This is a genomic window from Rhodococcus sp. IEGM 1379, from assembly GCF_030056815.1.
Lineage (GTDB): Bacteria > Actinomycetota > Actinomycetes > Mycobacteriales > Mycobacteriaceae > Rhodococcus_F.
In genome coordinates this window covers 21,785-36,130 of the sequence record NZ_JASHKR010000014.1, presented here as the reverse complement: position 1 = coordinate 36,130, position 14,346 = coordinate 21,785, and the positions used below count along the sequence as shown (strand labels likewise).

Here is a 14,346-nt window from a genome sequence, read left to right as displayed (position 1 = left end):
CACGTGATCAACTTCGAGGGTGTCACGAAGCAGTATCCGGACGGCACCATTGCCGTGGATCGACTCAATCTCACCATCGAGGCGGAATCGTTCACGGTTTTTGTCGGCCCGTCCGGATGCGGCAAGACGACGTCCATGCGCATGATCAATCGCATGATCACGCCCACAGCGGGAAAGATCATTGTCGACGGCCGTGACATCACGCAGACCGATGCGGTGAAACTGAGACTCGGCATCGGGTACGTCATTCAGAATGCCGGGTTACTTCCGCATCGCACGGTCATCGACAATGTCGCGACGGTTCCAGTGCTTCAGGGCGAATCTCGTCGCGCCGCACGCAAAGCCGCGCTTGGTGTCCTGGAACGGGTGGGGCTGGATCTTTCACTCGCCACGCGCTATCCGGGCCAGTTGTCCGGCGGGCAGCAGCAACGGGTGGGGGTGGCTCGTGCTCTTGCTGCCGATCCCCCGATTCTGTTGATGGACGAACCATTCAGCGCAGTCGATCCGGTGGTCCGTGAGGATCTGCAAACCGAGATGCTCAGGTTGCAGAGCGAATTGAAGAAGACCATCGTCTTTGTCACCCACGACATCGACGAGGCCGTCAAACTCGGCGACCACATCGCAGTGTTCGGTCCCGGTGGGCACCTCCAACAGGTTGCTGCGCCGCGTGACGTTCTGGCCGCTCCGGCCACGGATTTTGTGGCCGGATTTGTCGGACGTGATCGCGGCTACCGCGGATTGTCGTTCCGGGCGGCCGACGAAGTGCCGGTGCATTCCGTCCGCACTGCCACGGAGAACGAATTGAAGTCTCTGCGACTCGAATTGGGCGAATGGGTGCTCGTCGTCACCGATTCCGGTGTGCCCAACGGATGGATTGACGTTACCGGTGTCGAGGGACTGCGTGCGGGACGGACACTTGCCCAATCGACGTCGGCGGGAGGCTCCCTGTTTGCACCCGGCGGCGATCTGCGTCAGGCTCTCGACGCGGCAATCTCGTCCCCGGCCGGGATCGGGGTTGCCGTTGATGTCAACGGCGCGGTCATCGGCGGAATTCTCGGCTCCGAAGTGGTGGCCAAGTTGGCCGAGCAACGCCGCCGCGAAGACGAAGAACGCAACCGAGTCGCGTTCACCGAGGGATTCGGGGCGTAGGCGGAATGCGCTGGCTCATCGACAATTTTTCGACGGTCGTCGACTACTCCGAAACTCATCTGTATCTGGCGCTGCTCCCCCTGCTGATCGGCTTGATCATCGCAATTCCTGTCGGAACCGTGATCCGCAATATCAAGTGGCTGCGCCGAATCACGTTGACTTTGGCGAGTATTGCGTTCACGATTCCCTCACTGGCACTATTCGTCACGATCCCCCAGGTCTTCGGCCTCAAGACTCTCGATCCGCTCAATGTCGTGATCGCACTGAGTGTGTACTCCACGGCACTGCTCATTCGAGCTGTCCCGGAGGCCTTGGATTCGGTGCCGGACAGTGTGATCGACGCATCCATTGCCGTCGGGTTCACACCGCTGCGACGAGCCTTGACCGTCGAACTGCCCCTGGCACTTCCGGTGATGATCGCAAACATCAGAGTGATTGCGGTGACCAATATTTCGCTGGTTTCGGTGGGGTCACTCATCGGGATCGGCGGTCTGGGTGTTCTGTTCAAACAGGGTTACGACCGAGATTATCCCGATCAGATCATTGCCGGCATCATCGCGATTGTCGTCTTGGCTCTAGCCCTCGATCTGATTCTGTATCTGGTCGGCAGACTGTTGACTCCGTGGACCAGAACAACGTCCGCCGCAAAGGTTCCCGCGATCATCGCAGCTGAGGGAGAGCCGGTATGAGTATCTTCACCGGCGCTTGGGATTACATAGTCGATCCCGCGAATTGGAGTGGCGACACCGGAATCGGCACCCGGATACTGCAGCACCTTTGGTACAGCGTGCTGGCGGTTGCCCTGTCGGCAGTGATCGCGGTACCGATCGGACTGATCATCGGGCATCGGCGCCGCGGCCAGATCGTTGTCGTCAGCCTGGTCAACGCACTTCGATCAATCCCCACGTTGGGTCTGCTGACTTTCCTGGTCCTCCTGATGGGACTCGGCGTGATGCCGCCGATTCTCGCGCTGGTCATTCTCGGCATTCCGCCGCTACTCGCGGGAACCTATGCCGGCATTGCGAACGTCGACAGCGACGTCACCTCGGCCGCGCGTGCAGTCGGAATGACTGAACTGCAGGTGCTCTTCCGCGTCGAAATTCCCAATGCCCTGCCGCTGATCCTGGGCGGGTTGCGCAACGCAACACTGCAGGTCATCGCCACCGCGACAGTCGCCGCGTACGTCAATCTCGGGGGCCTCGGCCGATATATCTTCGACGGGATCGCGCTCTACAAATACGACCGTGTCATGGTCGGGGCACTACTGGTCGCCGTGCTCGCACTCGTCGTCGACGGCCTTCTTGCACTTGTCGTGTGGGCGTCCGTGCCGGGAACCGGGCGACTGCGCCGCACTCCGGATCTCACCCGCCTGTAAACGATACCAAAAGTCAAGCGCCCCAACGCAAAAACCCCGATCGGCAGCCGAAGTGTGCGGGCTGCCGATCGGGGTTTCCGTAGTCCCTCTTAGCTGGTCACGCCCTCAGCATGCGCTGCGGCCGCGACGGCTTCCGCCACTGCGGGTGCCACGCGAGGGTCGAGTGGGCTGGGGACGATCTTGTCCACAGCCAACTCGTCGCCAACCACCGACAGGATCGCCTTTGCGGCAGCAAGTTTCATACCTTCGGTGATGCGACGGGCTCCGGCGTCGAGCGCGCCACGGAACACGCCGGGGAAGGCAAGGACATTGTTGATCTGGTTCGGGAAATCACTGCGGCCCGTTGCGACGATGGCCGCGTACTTGGCTGCGGTCTCCGGGTGAATTTCCGGGTCCGGGTTCGAGAGTGCAAAGACGATCGAATCGGCAGCCATGGAAGCGATGAACTCTTCGGGGATCTTGCCGGCCGAAACGCCGAGGAAGACATCTGCGCCTTCGAGAGCACCGGCAGCGCCGCCGTGCACCTCGCGGGGGTTGGTACGAGCAGCCAACTCGGCCTTGACGTCGTTGAGGTCATTACGCTCGGTCGAGATGATTCCCTTGGAATCGAGCACGATGACATCCTTGATGCCCGCGGCCAGCAGAATGTTCGCGCAGGCAACGCCGGCTGCACCAGCGCCGGAGATAACGATCTTCAGCGCAGTGATGTCGCGGTCCTGGACCTTGACAGCGCCCATGAGCGCGGCCAGAACCACGATCGCGGTGCCGTGCTGATCGTCATGCATGACGGGGCAATCGAGAGCCTCGATGACACGCTTCTCGATCTCGAAGCAACGCGGTGCCGAGATGTCCTCGAGGTTGACGGCGCCAAAGCTCGGACGCAAACGGATGAGCGTCTCGACGATCTCGTCGGGGTCCGTGGTGTCGAGGACAAGCGGGATGGAGTTGAGTCCGGCAAAGGTCTTGAACAGTGCGGACTTGCCCTCCATGACGGGCAGCGACGCGCGCGGGCCGATGTCACCGAGGCCGAGCACCGCGGTGCCGTCACTGACAACCACGACGAGTCGGTTGGTCCAGGTGTACTTGTCCACGAGGGACGCGTCGGCGGCGATAGCGCGGCTCACCTGGGCGACGCCCGGCGTGTACGCGATGGACAGTGCGCGCTGCGTATCGAGCGGCGCGGTGGTCTCGACAGAAAGCTTGCCACCGACGTGAGCGGCAAAGATTTCTTCGTCGGTCAGCTCGACCTTGGGTACGTTGATGGCTTCAGTCACAAGGGACACAATGACACTCCTGATTAGTCCAGCCGCATTCGGGTCTGGGTTACTGGGAAGTAGCGATTCGACCGTGCAAACGGGACGTTAACAAAGGTCGGAGAACGTTTCTTCCGCAAACGACTACAGAGAAGGCAGAGCATTCGGGGTGCGTGAGAAGTTGGCCGCATTACATCCGAAGCGTCATGGTGTTGGGCGGGTGAGCCCTGGCAGATCCATGCAATCTTGGTTCCTCGAAACGATTCGAGAGAACCGGTACCTCGTGGCCGGGCTGTGGCGCCGCCTACGAAGCCCCTCCAGTTTGCCACTTGTTCCGGAACACAATCAAATCCCGATTTCGATCGATGCGCTTTTCAGCCCCACCACTGCGTCACCAGTAGCGCCCCGGCCGTCACCAGTACGACGACAGAAGTTGCGACCGCACTGATCCCGCGCCGACGGTCACAGATGATCTGCGCAGCCACGGCCACCACTGACGCAACAATGTGGGCGGTGATCGACGCCGATCCCGGCCCCGGGAATCCTCGACTACTTCCCAGATAGGCCGAAGCGGCCACGACGATGGTGAGGACCACGATCCCCGCCGCCACAGTGCCGCTGAGTGCGCGGAGACCACGAATCAAGGCCCACTGCTTGTCGGAATCGTCGTAACTGTCGTAGTCGTCGTACTTATCGTCACCGTACGGTTCGTACCCACCCTCGCCGTGCGAGCTATACCCATCGCTGCTGTTTGTCATCGTTACGCTCCCACGATGAATCCGCGGACCGACTCCGCAATGAGTTGAACGGCAATGGCAGCGAGCAACAAACCGGCGATACGGGCCAGCAACGAGATTCCGCCGACACCGAGAACACGAATCAGGACTGTCGAGAATCGTAGAACGATGAACAGTACGAAGTGAATCGAGAGGATCGCCAAGGCGATTGCCAGATACGACGCTGTCTCCCCGTCTGCCTGCGCGACAAAGACGATGACGGCGGCAATCGCGCCGGGGCCCGCCATCATGGGAGTCCCCAACGGAACCAGCGCCACGTTGACGTCGTCGGCACCCTCCGGGCGATTCGACGACTTGCCCGTCAGTAGTTCGAGTGCGATCAGCAGAAGCAGCAATCCGCCGGCGCCCTGCAGTGCCGGGATGCCGATGTGCAGATAGCTGAGGATCGCTTGCCCACCGACTGCGAAGACGGAAATGACGGCGAGTGACACCGCCGGAGCTTGCCAGGCCGCGCGGTTACGGTCGTCCCGGCTCTTGCGTCCGACCAAGGACAGGAACACCGGAATGACACCGGGCGGGTCCATGATGACGAACAATGTGATGAATACGGTGAGGTAGAGCGTGGTATCGAGCATCAGTGCGTAAGCACCTCAACGCCAGTTGCCACCGAAATCAGTTTGTCGAACTCTGCCTCGTCGGTGAGTTCGTCGCCGAGGCCGATCGTCTTGTTGTCTCCGTGATAGTCGGACGATCCGGTGACTGCGAGCCCGAGGTCGTCGGCAAGACGGCGGAGTACGACGCGGTCCTGCGCGCGATGATCCGGGTGGTCTACTTCGAGGCCGCCGAGGCCCAACCCGGCAAGGTCGCGAATGTGATCGAGTGCGAGGACACCGCCGCGTGAGCGTGCACGTCCGTGAGCGAGCACGGTCACGCCACCGGCTGCGGCCACCAATTCGACGGCATATTCGATCGGTGTGTCGTATTTGGGGACGTCGTAGCGCCCACGCGTGGACAGCAGATCGGTAAATGCTTCCCCGATGCTGGACACCACTCCGGCTTTCAACAGCGCCGCAGCAATATGGGGACGGCCGACGGAGGGCCCGGCGTCCGCCAAAATCTGGTCCGGATCGATGGGCAAGCCGTCGCGAGCCATGAGGGAGGCCATCACCCGAATCCGCTCGACGCGCTCACCACGTAACCGTTCGCGTTCTTTCGCGAACTCGGGGTGCGCTGGGTCGAACAGGTAGGACAACAGGTGGACGGCTACCGGCCAGCCGCTTTCGCCGCGTCCTTCACAGGACATTTCCATGCCGCGAACCAGACTGAGCCCGGCTGGCAGTGCGTCGGCCGCCGCCGTCCAGCCGGCAGTGGTGTCATGGTCGGTGAGGGCGACGACGTCGAGTCCGGCGTCGCGGGCGGCGTGCACGAGAGCGGCGGGGGTGTCCGTGCCGTCGGATGCATTGGAATGGGTGTGAAGGTCTATTCGCACCGCTACAGTCTGTCAGCAATCCGCGTGATCATCACGGTCCGGTGGCACCGGCGGATGCTGACGTACGATTGCGCCGCAGCAGCAGTGCAATTCGCCTGTCGCGAAGGGAGCCCCGCATGCCGTCACTACCGAGTTGGCCGAACGGCAAATCGCTGCAGACCCCTACCCCGAAGATCCCGGTTCCCGCTGCGCGCGCCATCGTGGACTGCGCGGTGTACGTCGACGGCGCTCGGCTTCCCGGAAAATACACGCACAGCGCCGCACTCACCGAGGTCCGAAAGCGCGGCACCGGCTTTGCCTGGGTAGGTATGCATGCGCCCGACGAGCACCAAATGCAGGATGTGGCAGAAACTTTCGGCCTCCATGAACTCATGGTCGAGGATGCCGTCCATGCTCACGAGCGACCGAAACTCGAACGCTACGACGACGTCATGTTCCTGGTCCTGCGGACCGTCGTCTATGTCCCGCACGAGTCGGTGGAGACGGCCAACGAGATCGTCGAGACCGGCGAGATCATGGTTTTTGTCGGACCTGATTTTGTGGTCACCGTTCGCCACGGTGACCATTCCGAACTGGCAAGTGTCCGGCGCTCGCTCGAACAGTTACCCGAGCGGCTCGCCATGGGGCCGTGGTCCGTCCTCCACGCCATCACCGACCACGTCGTCGACAGCTACCTGTCGGTGACCCAGATGGTGGAACAGGACGTCGATAGCATGGAAGAGTTGGTGTTCAACCCCCGCAACTCGATCGCGGTAGAACACATCTACCTGCTCAAACGTGAAATCGTGGAGCTTCGACGGTCGGTCACGCCGCTTGGTTTGCCACTGCTGCAACTCACTCAGCCTGCTGGCGGGTTGGTTCCCAAAGAGATCCGACGCTACTTCCGTGACGTGCGCGATCACCACACCATCGTCGCCGAACGCATCTCGGAGTACGACGAGGTTCTCAGTTCTCTGGTCGATGCTGCCCTGGCAAAAATCGCAGTTCAGCAGAACACCGACATGCGCAAGATTTCGGCTTGGGTCGCGATTGCCGCGGTGCCGACCGGAATTGCCGGTATCTACGGCATGAACTTCGAGAACATGCCGGAACTCAGTTCCCAGTACGGATATCCGTCGGTTCTGATCTTCATTGCCTCGGTCTGCACCGGCTTGTTCTTCCTCTTCCGCCGCAACAATTGGCTCTAGAGCCTGTACTCAGGCGCTCCGCCAGCGGACAATAGCACTAGGTGGCGACCTTTTTGGCGGCTACCTGAAATCCCCTTCGCATCGATGGATAAAACCCGAAATCAACCTTGCCACAAGCAAATTCGGAGAAAGTACGATGCCTGTAATTGAGCAGTCTGCTGTAATTTCACGTCCAACGACAGAAGTCTGGGGCTACCTCACCAACGCCGATCATTGGCCCAACTGGGACAACTCGATGGTCGAGTGCCGTCAGACAACCGATGGCCCGCTCGGCGTCGGAACCCAGTGGCGCGGTGTCACCCGGATCCTCGGCAAGCGTATCGACTGGACATCGGAGTGTTCGGACGGATGACAGACCCCCTTGTCACCAATATCTACGGACGATCGGTACAGGCAAGTTTGGAAAATCTAGCCGACCTTCTCGATCACCAAGCGTCACAATAGAATCAAAGTGACGCGGCCGCGCGGTGCGGATCCCGGATGTCGATGCCGGCCTCTGCCCAGGCGTCACGTAGCGCGTCCGCACCGCGCAACCGAACCCAGGCAGCCTCGGTTCCCGTAATCGGGACAACCGCAAGGAACCGAACCGGATCCATCGGTTCCGGTAGCTCCAATGCCTCGATCCCGCTGTCCCCCAGCAAAACTGCAGTAAAGGCCGTGTCTTTCCACAACGGCTCGCCGAGGTCGAGCAGTGCATCTTCGAGAAGTACCACTCCTTCGACTGACGGGGCAGCGGCCAGGACTGCGAGTGTGCGCGCGACACCCGACGCAATTCCGGTGCCGCCGCGCAACGTCAGCACCAACTCTGCGCGCGGTCCACGCGTGGGATCGGCAACCAAGTCGCCCGGATCCCCCATTGGATGCCGCGAGCATCCGACGCTCGCATAGCGCACCAATCCGTCCGGCGATTCGAATCGCAGTACATCCAGAGGCTCGACGCCCAGGAATGTCACCGATGCAGCGGCCGGTTCGGGCCCCTCGATGCTGGAAACGAGATGAGCGCGGACGGCGGAGACAACACTGGCTGACACGCGTCCATCTAATCATCCTGGCGTCTTGGTCCACAGTCCAGAGTCCTAGGGCAGCTACCCGGCGCAGATACCTGAGCAAACCGGTAGCGTCAGTCCGCATGGTCACCGTACTCGCCGTCAGCGACGAGACTGTCGAGTTCTTGTGGAGCAACCGGGTACGCGACCTGGGTGTCGACCTCGTACTGGGTGCCGGTGATCTGCCGTTTTCCTATCTGGAGTATCTCTCCGACCAATTGAATGCGCCGTGTGTTTTTGTTCCCGGAAATCACGATGTCGACCTGTCCGGATATTCGGAATCCTCGTCAGGGTGGACTCGTGCGGGAATGCCGGTCCAATGGCCGGGGCCGACCGGGGCAGTCAACGCTGACGGACGCATAGTCTCGGTCGCCGGTCTGCGGATTGCCGGCCTGGGCGGCTCGATCCGATACAACTCCGGCTCGAATCAGTTCTCCGAGCGTCAGCAGCGCCGACGGGCACGCTCCCTGGCCTGGGGCAACGCCTGGCAGTCGCAGTTGCCAGGGCGCACTCGAGCCGTCGACGTCCTACTGACGCACAGTCCCGCGCGCGGAGTCGGTGATGCCGAGGACCAGCCGCATCGAGGCTTCGAGTGTTTCCATTCACTCGTCAACTCACTCGATCCCGCCGTCATGATCCACGGACATATCCACCCCCATGGTCGGACACCACCTGATCTGGAGATCGGCAGAACTCTCGTTCTCAACACGGTCGGCTACACGCTGATGGACATTTCACCAGGTATCCCTCCGACGATCATGAGGCGCCGACATGGCTCGTGACACAGGTTTTCCCACGGCGGACGCGGAGAACGACTTCGCGCGGCAGCGGCGACGCGCTGATGTCGCGCGTCTGGTCAGTTGGCTACGACGCGAACCTGACGACGTCAATGCGATCCTGCCTTTCGACGAAGTCGTCGCAGCTCTCGGCAAGGTGGGCGAGCGACCTTTGGGCCTGCAGGTTGTCACGGTGGAGTCGATAGTCGGAAGTGTTGATCGGACAAACGATTTCGATAAATACTTCCGGCCCACGTCGACGCACAGCCGCGAACGCTGGGAACGCTGGGAACGCCTGGCCGTAGCTCAGCGTCGTGGAGAATCTGTTCCGCCGGTCCAGTTGTATCGCATCGGATCGATGCACTTCGTCATCGACGGCCACCACCGGGTCTCGATCGCGTGTGCCATGCACCAGAAGACCATTGACGCGTATGTCACCGAAATCCTCACTCGCATCTCGCCGGAGGGCATCACCCAGCGCGCGGACCTCCTGATCAAGGATCATCGCCGCCTGTTCCTGACCAGAGTTCCGTTGACCGAATCCCAACGCGAAGCGGTGACGGTCACCGATCCCTGGGAGTACGCCGAACTCAGCGAGTGCGTGGAGGCGTGGGGATTTCGGCTGATGCAAGAGAAGGGCGAGTTTCTCGGCCGAGACAGCGTGGCGCGCCGGTGGTTCGGAGAAGAATTTCTGCCCGTCGTACGCATGTTGAGAAACGCAGACATGCTGCCCGAGCACACTGACGCCGAGGCCTACCTGTGGATCGCACGTGAGCGATACCGTCTGGTGCGGCGTCACATGTGGAACGACGAGATCGTGGCCGAACTACGTGATCGTGCGCCCCGAAAGTACAAGCCCACTACGTGAGCCGGTCGAGGGAGACGTCCCGAGTCGAAATTGCGGGATGCAGGAACTTCAGCAACGAACGACCTTCTCTCTCGATCGCCGCGATCACCGTTTTCGGTTGCTGCGCAAAGAGAGTCGCTGCCAACCGTGCCGATTCGCCAGTTGTCGACACTGCTGCGAATCCAGCGACTTTTCCTCGTACGAGGACAGCGGGTTTGATGATTCCGTTGACGGTAAATACTTGTGATCGGTACTGCTTGTCCAGGATTCGAGAGCGATCGGCGTGCGATAGCAGGATGTTGTCGAACGGAGCCAGGATACGGACCGGGGGCGTTCCCGAGTCCGGACGCGGTGCATCCGGCAAGTCAAACAGTTCTGTTCCGTTCTCGCTCTTGAAAGTGATCAGGCTCAAGCGAAGTCGCTCGAAAACCTCGCCGAGTCTGGTCAATCCCGACCAGGCCTGCGCATCCTTCACACTGGCCGGACCGAAAGCCGCCAGATAGCGCAGTACCAACGCGTCGGGGCGTGGCGTCAGATCGACTTCAGTTCCCAGCCAGTCCTCCAGTGTGGTCAACGCGGGCGCGCCGGATCGACCCCACAGGCCACGCGGCGGGACCTGCACCATCGGCAACAATCCACGAACCCCATGCGCCAAACCTTCGGGCGCACGATCCGGAAAGCACTCGGCCAGAAGAGGCCTCATCTGCATCTGAGTGAGCGGACCAGCCGAAACCAGTTCACGCCCGGCCTGCGCCAGCGCCTCGAAATCCATTCCGGTCAATGCCGCGCGGTGTGCCGCGTTGGTGTGGAGGTCCCGTTCCATGATCGACTGAACCGTTCCACGGAAGGTCGCGGCATCAGCAACCGAGAGGGCAAAGACCGTTCCCCGCATGGCAACCAGACGTACAACATGGCGGTTGTCAATGAGAGTTGACAGATCTTCTGCCGCAAAGTTTTTCAGCCGAGCCCACAGCGCCAGATACGGAGGTACCGGCGCCTGCGCCTGTAAACCGGCGAGGTGCGAGACCGCTTCGAGCGCACTGACATCTGCTCGCTCCATCAGGTACTGGCGAGCAAGAGTCGCCCGCGCGAGCGCCCGGTCGTTCATCACTGCCACAGTGCACCTTTCATCGGTTGTCAACAATTTCGAACGGTAACTCCACGCGCGCAATGGTTCCCGTTGTCTCCCCCGGTCCGATCGAGAATGAACCGCCTGCCGCGACAACCCGCAGTTGATGGGACAGAAGACCGATATGGCCACTTTCCTGACTGGCCGCAATCTTGTCGGTGCTGATGCCTCGACCGTCGTCCGTCACCGTCAGAATACCGACCCGATCCGACTCCGAAAGCTCGATACGAACATTCGCTGCCGCAGCATGTTTGACAACGTTGTTCAGCAACTCCCGGGCCGCACCGAACAAGACGTCGTCCGCCGAGGTACGCACGTCGTCCCTCCATCTGGACGCGTCGACCGCTACCGCCAACCCTCCGCGGCCTTCCATGGATCGCGCCACGTCACCGATCGCGCGGGCCAGCCCCACGTGACCTAGAACCGTCGAATGTAGCTCTGCAACCGAGGATCTCAGCAATGTGGTTGCCTCGCTCAATGCTTGAAGTGCACGTTGCCGGACAACCGGATCTGCACTTGGGCCCAGCTCGTCGATGTCCATCCGCGCGACAAGAACGTACTGCAGTGCGCCGTCGTGCAATTGTTCCGACAACGCTCTACGTTCACGTTGCTCGAGGCTCATCAACTCCGAGAGAAGGCTTGTGCGGTGCCCCACCAACTCGGCGATGGTCAGAACCCGTGATCGTTGGATTCGCGTCAACCCGACGGCACCTACACCGAGTGCTGCCAGGGCCGTGGTGCTGAGCAGAATCGACGGCCACGGTTCCTCGTTGGAAGCCATCGTCGCCCAACTCGCGGCAAAGAAGACGGCGATCGTGGCGGCGACGATCGCTGCGCAGATGTCGGTTCGCAGTTGAGTACAGGCCAGAACGGGAATCACGAAGAGCCCGTTACAAAGGATGTCGGCGGTCCAGCTTTCCTGCGCGGTAAGTCCCGTCAGCAAGGTCAGGGTTGCGAGCACTGCCAGGTCGACGAGAAGACCGAGCCACAGCGCTTTCAAAGGACCAGAACCACCATGCCGGTTGAGCGAAGCGAAGGGAGATGTATACCGGTTGAGCGAAGCGAAGGGAGATGTACGCCCTATCCACAGGGCAAGGCCTACACACCAGGTCACGTACAACCCGAGGATGAGAAAGCACAACCAGGAACCGTGAGCCGGCGGAACCACGATCAGCGTCGACGCTACGAACACCACCAGCACACCGCGCACCCCGAGTTGGAGGTACGCGCCCCGGTACGCGTGCTCACGCAGTATCTGTTCGAGTTCCGGCCCAGCATGCAGATCGTTTGTCGACGGCCCGGATCCGAACATATGTCCTCCTGTGCCGATCATCCGAGTTCCCTGGGAATCAGCTTCGCACAGACAATATTTCCCCGGTGCCGGAATACCGTGAAGACCGACAGCACAGCATCACAAGGCGAGGAGACACCATGAACACCACCACACAAGTTTCGAACCGGACAGGCAAGCGCCGCTTGGCTACTCACTTTGCCCTCGCCGGCGCATTGGCGGCCACCCCGATCGCTCTGATCACGGGAACGGCACAAGCATCACCGACCGCCATCCATCACGATGATCTCGGTGATCTGACGCCACTGCCCGAGCCGGCATACACCGCGCCGGGCCCGGAGCAGGTTCCCGCTGCTGTGGGAACAACATATTCGTTCACCGTCATCTCGGCCCCGTAAGGCCAAACCTCAAACGAATTATCCTGAGCCGCTGCAGCTTCTGAAAAAGCCATCATCTTCGCGGCGAAGAACTCAGATAGCGAGTTTCGCGAGCAAGTCGCGAGCAGCCTCCGCAGTTTTGGGTTCACACAGCACGTCGTAGCGACCGGCAACCAACTGCATAGTCGACGCAAAATCACGCTGTCCACGCGTCGCCGCGTACGGGATGGTCGTGGTGATCACGCCGAAGATGATGCCGCCGATGATGCCCGTGATCAACGGAGCCAGGAATCCGCCGGTGACGATGCCGAGCACCAATCCGAAGAAGACACCCAGCCACGCTCCGGACACCAACCCACCACCGATCACCTTGGGCCAGGTGAGGCGTCCCAGAACGCGCTCGACCTGCATGAGGTTCACACCGACGATGGTGACGTCCTGAACCGAGAATTCCTGATCCGACAGGTAGTCGACGGCACGCTGCGCTTCTGCATACGTCGGGTAGGAGCCGATCGGCCAACCCGAAGGCGGCGTCGGTAGCCCGCCGCGGCGCGACCTATTCGGCGATTGTGCGAGCGGATTGGACATGGCGACAGTGCTCCTCGTTTCGGGCGCGTAATCCACGGCTGAACAACGCGATACCTATGGTCTCTATTGTGCCCTTTGCCGACTCGAATTGGTCGGCACATCGACCTTCAGGCGTGTTCGGGCGAAGTGAATTCGGAGGTACGTGGCATGCCGGCAGCGCGCCCCTTTGCCGAAATCACCAGTGCCATCTTGCGACTCGCCTCATCGATCATCTCGTCGCCGAGCATGACCGCGCCTCGTCCACCGCCGGCTGCGGAGGTGTGAAATGCGTAGGCGTCCAAGATCAATTCTGCTCTGTCGTAATCGGATTGACGCGGACTGAACACCTCGTTGGCCGCCTCGATCTGCGTCGGGTGGAGCACCCATTTGCCGTCGAATCCCAGTGCCGCAGTGCGTGCGGCACTGCGGGTGAACGCCTCGACGTCACGAATCTGGAGATACGGACCGTCGATTGCCTGGACGCCGTGGGCTCGTGCAGCCATCAGAATCGTCATCAGAATGTGGTGATAGGCGTCACCGCGGTCGTAGCCGTCGGGCTGCTCGCCGACCACCAAGGTGCGCATATTCAGGCTCGCCATGAAATCGGCCGGCCCGAAGACCAAGGCCTCGACGCGCGGACTGGCCGAGGCGATCGCATCGATGTTGGTGAGGCCGATGGCATTCTCGATCTGCGGTTCGATGCCGATCCGCCCCACTTCGAGCCCGTTTGCCTTCTCCACCTGGGTCAGTAACAGGTCCAGTGCCTGCACATGGCTTGCATCGGGAACCTTGGGCAGCAGAATCGCGTCGAGGTGCGCGCCGGCCCGTCCGACAACCTCCACGACGTCGGCATACGTCCATTCCGTGGTCCAGTCGTTGACGCGAACCACCTTGACCTGCTTGCCCCACCCGTCTTCGGCCAGCGCGTCACCCACGGCCTCACGCGCGGCCTGCTTCGCCAAGGGCGCGACGGCATCTTCCAGATCGAGGAAGATCTCGTCGGCCGGCAGTCCTTTCGCCTTGTCGATCATCTTGCGACTGCTGCCCGGCACGGCCAGGACTGATCGGCGGGAACGATTGCGTGAAGTCATCTCGTGGCGCCCTTCGTGATCGGTGTCTCGCG

General features: G+C 61.3%; 17 protein-coding genes. 8 read left to right on the top strand and 9 right to left on the bottom strand.

All coding sequences use genetic code 11. From position 1 onward, the window contains the following. The first annotated feature begins 3 nt into the window (after positions 1 to 3). From QM600_RS10820 to QM600_RS10810, 3 genes are read left to right on the top strand one after another with little or no spacing between them, the layout of a single operon-like run. Positions 4 to 1,149 (top strand): ABC transporter ATP-binding protein, encoded by a 1,146-nt coding sequence (locus QM600_RS10820; protein ID WP_283261455.1) that lies wholly within the window; start codon positions 4 to 6, stop codon positions 1,147 to 1,149. Positions 1,150 to 1,154: 5 nt separating this feature from the next. Then, positions 1,155 to 1,838, top strand: coding sequence for an ABC transporter permease (locus tag QM600_RS10815; protein ID WP_283261454.1), 684 nt, complete (start codon positions 1,155 to 1,157; stop codon positions 1,836 to 1,838). Then, on the top strand, positions 1,835 to 2,524 hold the full coding sequence (locus QM600_RS10810) for an ABC transporter permease (RefSeq protein WP_283261453.1): 690 nt from the start codon (positions 1,835 to 1,837) through the stop codon (positions 2,522 to 2,524). Before QM600_RS10815 ends, QM600_RS10810 begins: the two co-directional genes overlap by 4 nt. 89 nt (positions 2,525 to 2,613) lie before the next feature. On the opposite strand, the gene QM600_RS10805 is transcribed toward QM600_RS10810, so the two are convergent. The 4 genes from QM600_RS10805 to QM600_RS10790 form a co-directional block, all read right to left on the bottom strand. Then, positions 2,614 to 3,807: an NAD(P)-dependent malic enzyme gene (locus QM600_RS10805; protein ID WP_283261452.1), complete on the bottom strand. Its 1,194-nt coding sequence runs from the start codon at positions 3,805 to 3,807 to the stop codon at positions 2,614 to 2,616. A 344-nt stretch (positions 3,808 to 4,151) separates the two neighbouring features. After that, positions 4,152 to 4,535 (bottom strand): hypothetical protein, encoded by a 384-nt coding sequence (locus QM600_RS10800; protein WP_283261451.1) that lies wholly within the window; start codon positions 4,533 to 4,535, stop codon positions 4,152 to 4,154. Between the two features lie 2 nt (positions 4,536 to 4,537). Further along, positions 4,538 to 5,152, bottom strand: coding sequence for a MarC family protein (locus QM600_RS10795; protein ID WP_502942936.1), 615 nt, complete (start codon positions 5,150 to 5,152; stop codon positions 4,538 to 4,540). Then, on the bottom strand, positions 5,149 to 6,003 hold the full coding sequence (locus tag QM600_RS10790) for a PHP domain-containing protein (RefSeq protein ID WP_283261449.1): 855 nt from the start codon (positions 6,001 to 6,003) through the stop codon (positions 5,149 to 5,151). Before QM600_RS10790 ends, QM600_RS10795 begins: the two co-directional genes overlap by 4 nt. A gap of 116 nt (positions 6,004 to 6,119) precedes the next feature. On the opposite strand from QM600_RS10790, the gene QM600_RS10785 reads away from it, so the two are divergent. Together QM600_RS10785 and QM600_RS10780 are read left to right on the top strand one after the other, a co-directional pair. After that, entirely contained in the window at positions 6,120 to 7,190 is a 1,071-nt protein-coding gene (locus QM600_RS10785; protein WP_283261448.1) for a magnesium and cobalt transport protein CorA, read from the top strand. Between the two features lie 136 nt (positions 7,191 to 7,326). After that, the gene (locus QM600_RS10780) at positions 7,327 to 7,542 is read left to right on the top strand and encodes an SRPBCC family protein (protein WP_502942934.1); all 216 of its coding nucleotides are present in this window, start codon (positions 7,327 to 7,329) and stop codon (positions 7,540 to 7,542) included. 94 nt (positions 7,543 to 7,636) lie between these two features. On the opposite strand, the gene QM600_RS10775 is transcribed toward QM600_RS10780, so the two are convergent. Next, positions 7,637 to 8,221: a suppressor of fused domain protein gene (locus QM600_RS10775; protein WP_169632315.1), complete on the bottom strand. Its 585-nt coding sequence runs from the start codon at positions 8,219 to 8,221 to the stop codon at positions 7,637 to 7,639. 98 nt (positions 8,222 to 8,319) lie between these two features. Between QM600_RS10775 and QM600_RS10770 the strand changes: the two genes are divergently transcribed. Both QM600_RS10770 and QM600_RS10765 read left to right on the top strand, forming a co-directional pair. Further along, positions 8,320 to 9,018, top strand: a complete 699-nt coding sequence (locus QM600_RS10770; RefSeq protein ID WP_283261447.1) for a metallophosphoesterase family protein — start codon at positions 8,320 to 8,322, stop codon at positions 9,016 to 9,018. Next, entirely contained in the window at positions 9,008 to 9,880 is an 873-nt protein-coding gene (locus tag QM600_RS10765; RefSeq protein ID WP_283261446.1) for a chromosome partitioning protein ParB, read from the top strand. The genes QM600_RS10770 and QM600_RS10765 overlap by 11 nt, the downstream gene beginning before the upstream one ends. Here the strand turns inward: QM600_RS10765 and QM600_RS10760 are convergent. Next, positions 9,873 to 10,967, bottom strand: a complete 1,095-nt coding sequence (locus QM600_RS10760) for a winged helix DNA-binding domain-containing protein (RefSeq protein ID WP_283261510.1) — start codon at positions 10,965 to 10,967, stop codon at positions 9,873 to 9,875. The two genes, QM600_RS10765 and QM600_RS10760, sit on opposite strands and share 8 nt — an antisense overlap. A 19-nt stretch (positions 10,968 to 10,986) precedes the next feature. After that, positions 10,987 to 12,321, bottom strand: a complete 1,335-nt coding sequence (locus tag QM600_RS10755; protein ID WP_502942933.1) for a sensor histidine kinase — start codon at positions 12,319 to 12,321, stop codon at positions 10,987 to 10,989. Positions 12,322 to 12,419: 98 nt separating this feature from the next. Between QM600_RS10755 and QM600_RS10750 the strand changes: the two genes are divergently transcribed. Next, a complete protein-coding gene (locus tag QM600_RS10750) occupies positions 12,420 to 12,677 on the top strand; it encodes a hypothetical protein (protein ID WP_283261445.1) in 258 nt (85 codons plus the stop codon). A 72-nt stretch (positions 12,678 to 12,749) separates the two neighbouring features. Here the strand turns inward: QM600_RS10750 and QM600_RS10745 are convergent, their stop codons facing one another. Both QM600_RS10745 and QM600_RS10740 read right to left on the bottom strand, forming a co-directional pair. Beyond that, on the bottom strand, positions 12,750 to 13,244 hold the full coding sequence (locus QM600_RS10745) for a YflT domain-containing protein (protein ID WP_283261444.1): 495 nt from the start codon (positions 13,242 to 13,244) through the stop codon (positions 12,750 to 12,752). 107 nt (positions 13,245 to 13,351) lie between these two features. Further along, complete coding sequence (locus QM600_RS10740) at positions 13,352 to 14,314, bottom strand: HpcH/HpaI aldolase/citrate lyase family protein (protein ID WP_283261443.1); 963 nt, start codon at positions 14,312 to 14,314, stop codon at positions 13,352 to 13,354. Positions 14,315 to 14,346 lie beyond the last annotated feature (32 nt).

Excerpts from the sequence above, each read along its gene's own strand:
- QM600_RS10815 (WP_283261454.1), top strand. The coding sequence starts at position 1,155 with ATGCGCTGGCTCATCGACAATTTTTCGACGGTCGTCGACTACTCCGAA.
- QM600_RS10810 (WP_283261453.1), top strand. The coding sequence starts at position 1,835 with ATGAGTATCTTCACCGGCGCTTGGGATTACATAGTCGATCCCGCGAAT.
- QM600_RS10800 (WP_283261451.1), bottom strand. The coding sequence starts at position 4,535 with ATGACAAACAGCAGCGATGGGTATAGCTCGCACGGCGAGGGTGGGTAC.
- QM600_RS10785 (WP_283261448.1), top strand. The coding sequence starts at position 6,120 with ATGCCGTCACTACCGAGTTGGCCGAACGGCAAATCGCTGCAGACCCCT.
- QM600_RS10780 (WP_502942934.1), top strand. The coding sequence starts at position 7,327 with ATGCCTGTAATTGAGCAGTCTGCTGTAATTTCACGTCCAACGACAGAA.
- QM600_RS10770 (WP_283261447.1), top strand. The coding sequence starts at position 8,320 with ATGGTCACCGTACTCGCCGTCAGCGACGAGACTGTCGAGTTCTTGTGG.
- QM600_RS10765 (WP_283261446.1), top strand. The coding sequence starts at position 9,008 with ATGGCTCGTGACACAGGTTTTCCCACGGCGGACGCGGAGAACGACTTC.
- QM600_RS10760 (WP_283261510.1), bottom strand. The coding sequence starts at position 10,967 with ATGAACGACCGGGCGCTCGCGCGGGCGACTCTTGCTCGCCAGTACCTG.
- QM600_RS10755 (WP_502942933.1), bottom strand. The coding sequence starts at position 12,321 with ATGATCGGCACAGGAGGACATATGTTCGGATCCGGGCCGTCGACAAAC.
- QM600_RS10750 (WP_283261445.1), top strand. The coding sequence starts at position 12,420 with ATGAACACCACCACACAAGTTTCGAACCGGACAGGCAAGCGCCGCTTG.
- QM600_RS10745 (WP_283261444.1), bottom strand. The coding sequence starts at position 13,244 with ATGTCCAATCCGCTCGCACAATCGCCGAATAGGTCGCGCCGCGGCGGG.
- QM600_RS10740 (WP_283261443.1), bottom strand. The coding sequence starts at position 14,314 with ATGACTTCACGCAATCGTTCCCGCCGATCAGTCCTGGCCGTGCCGGGC.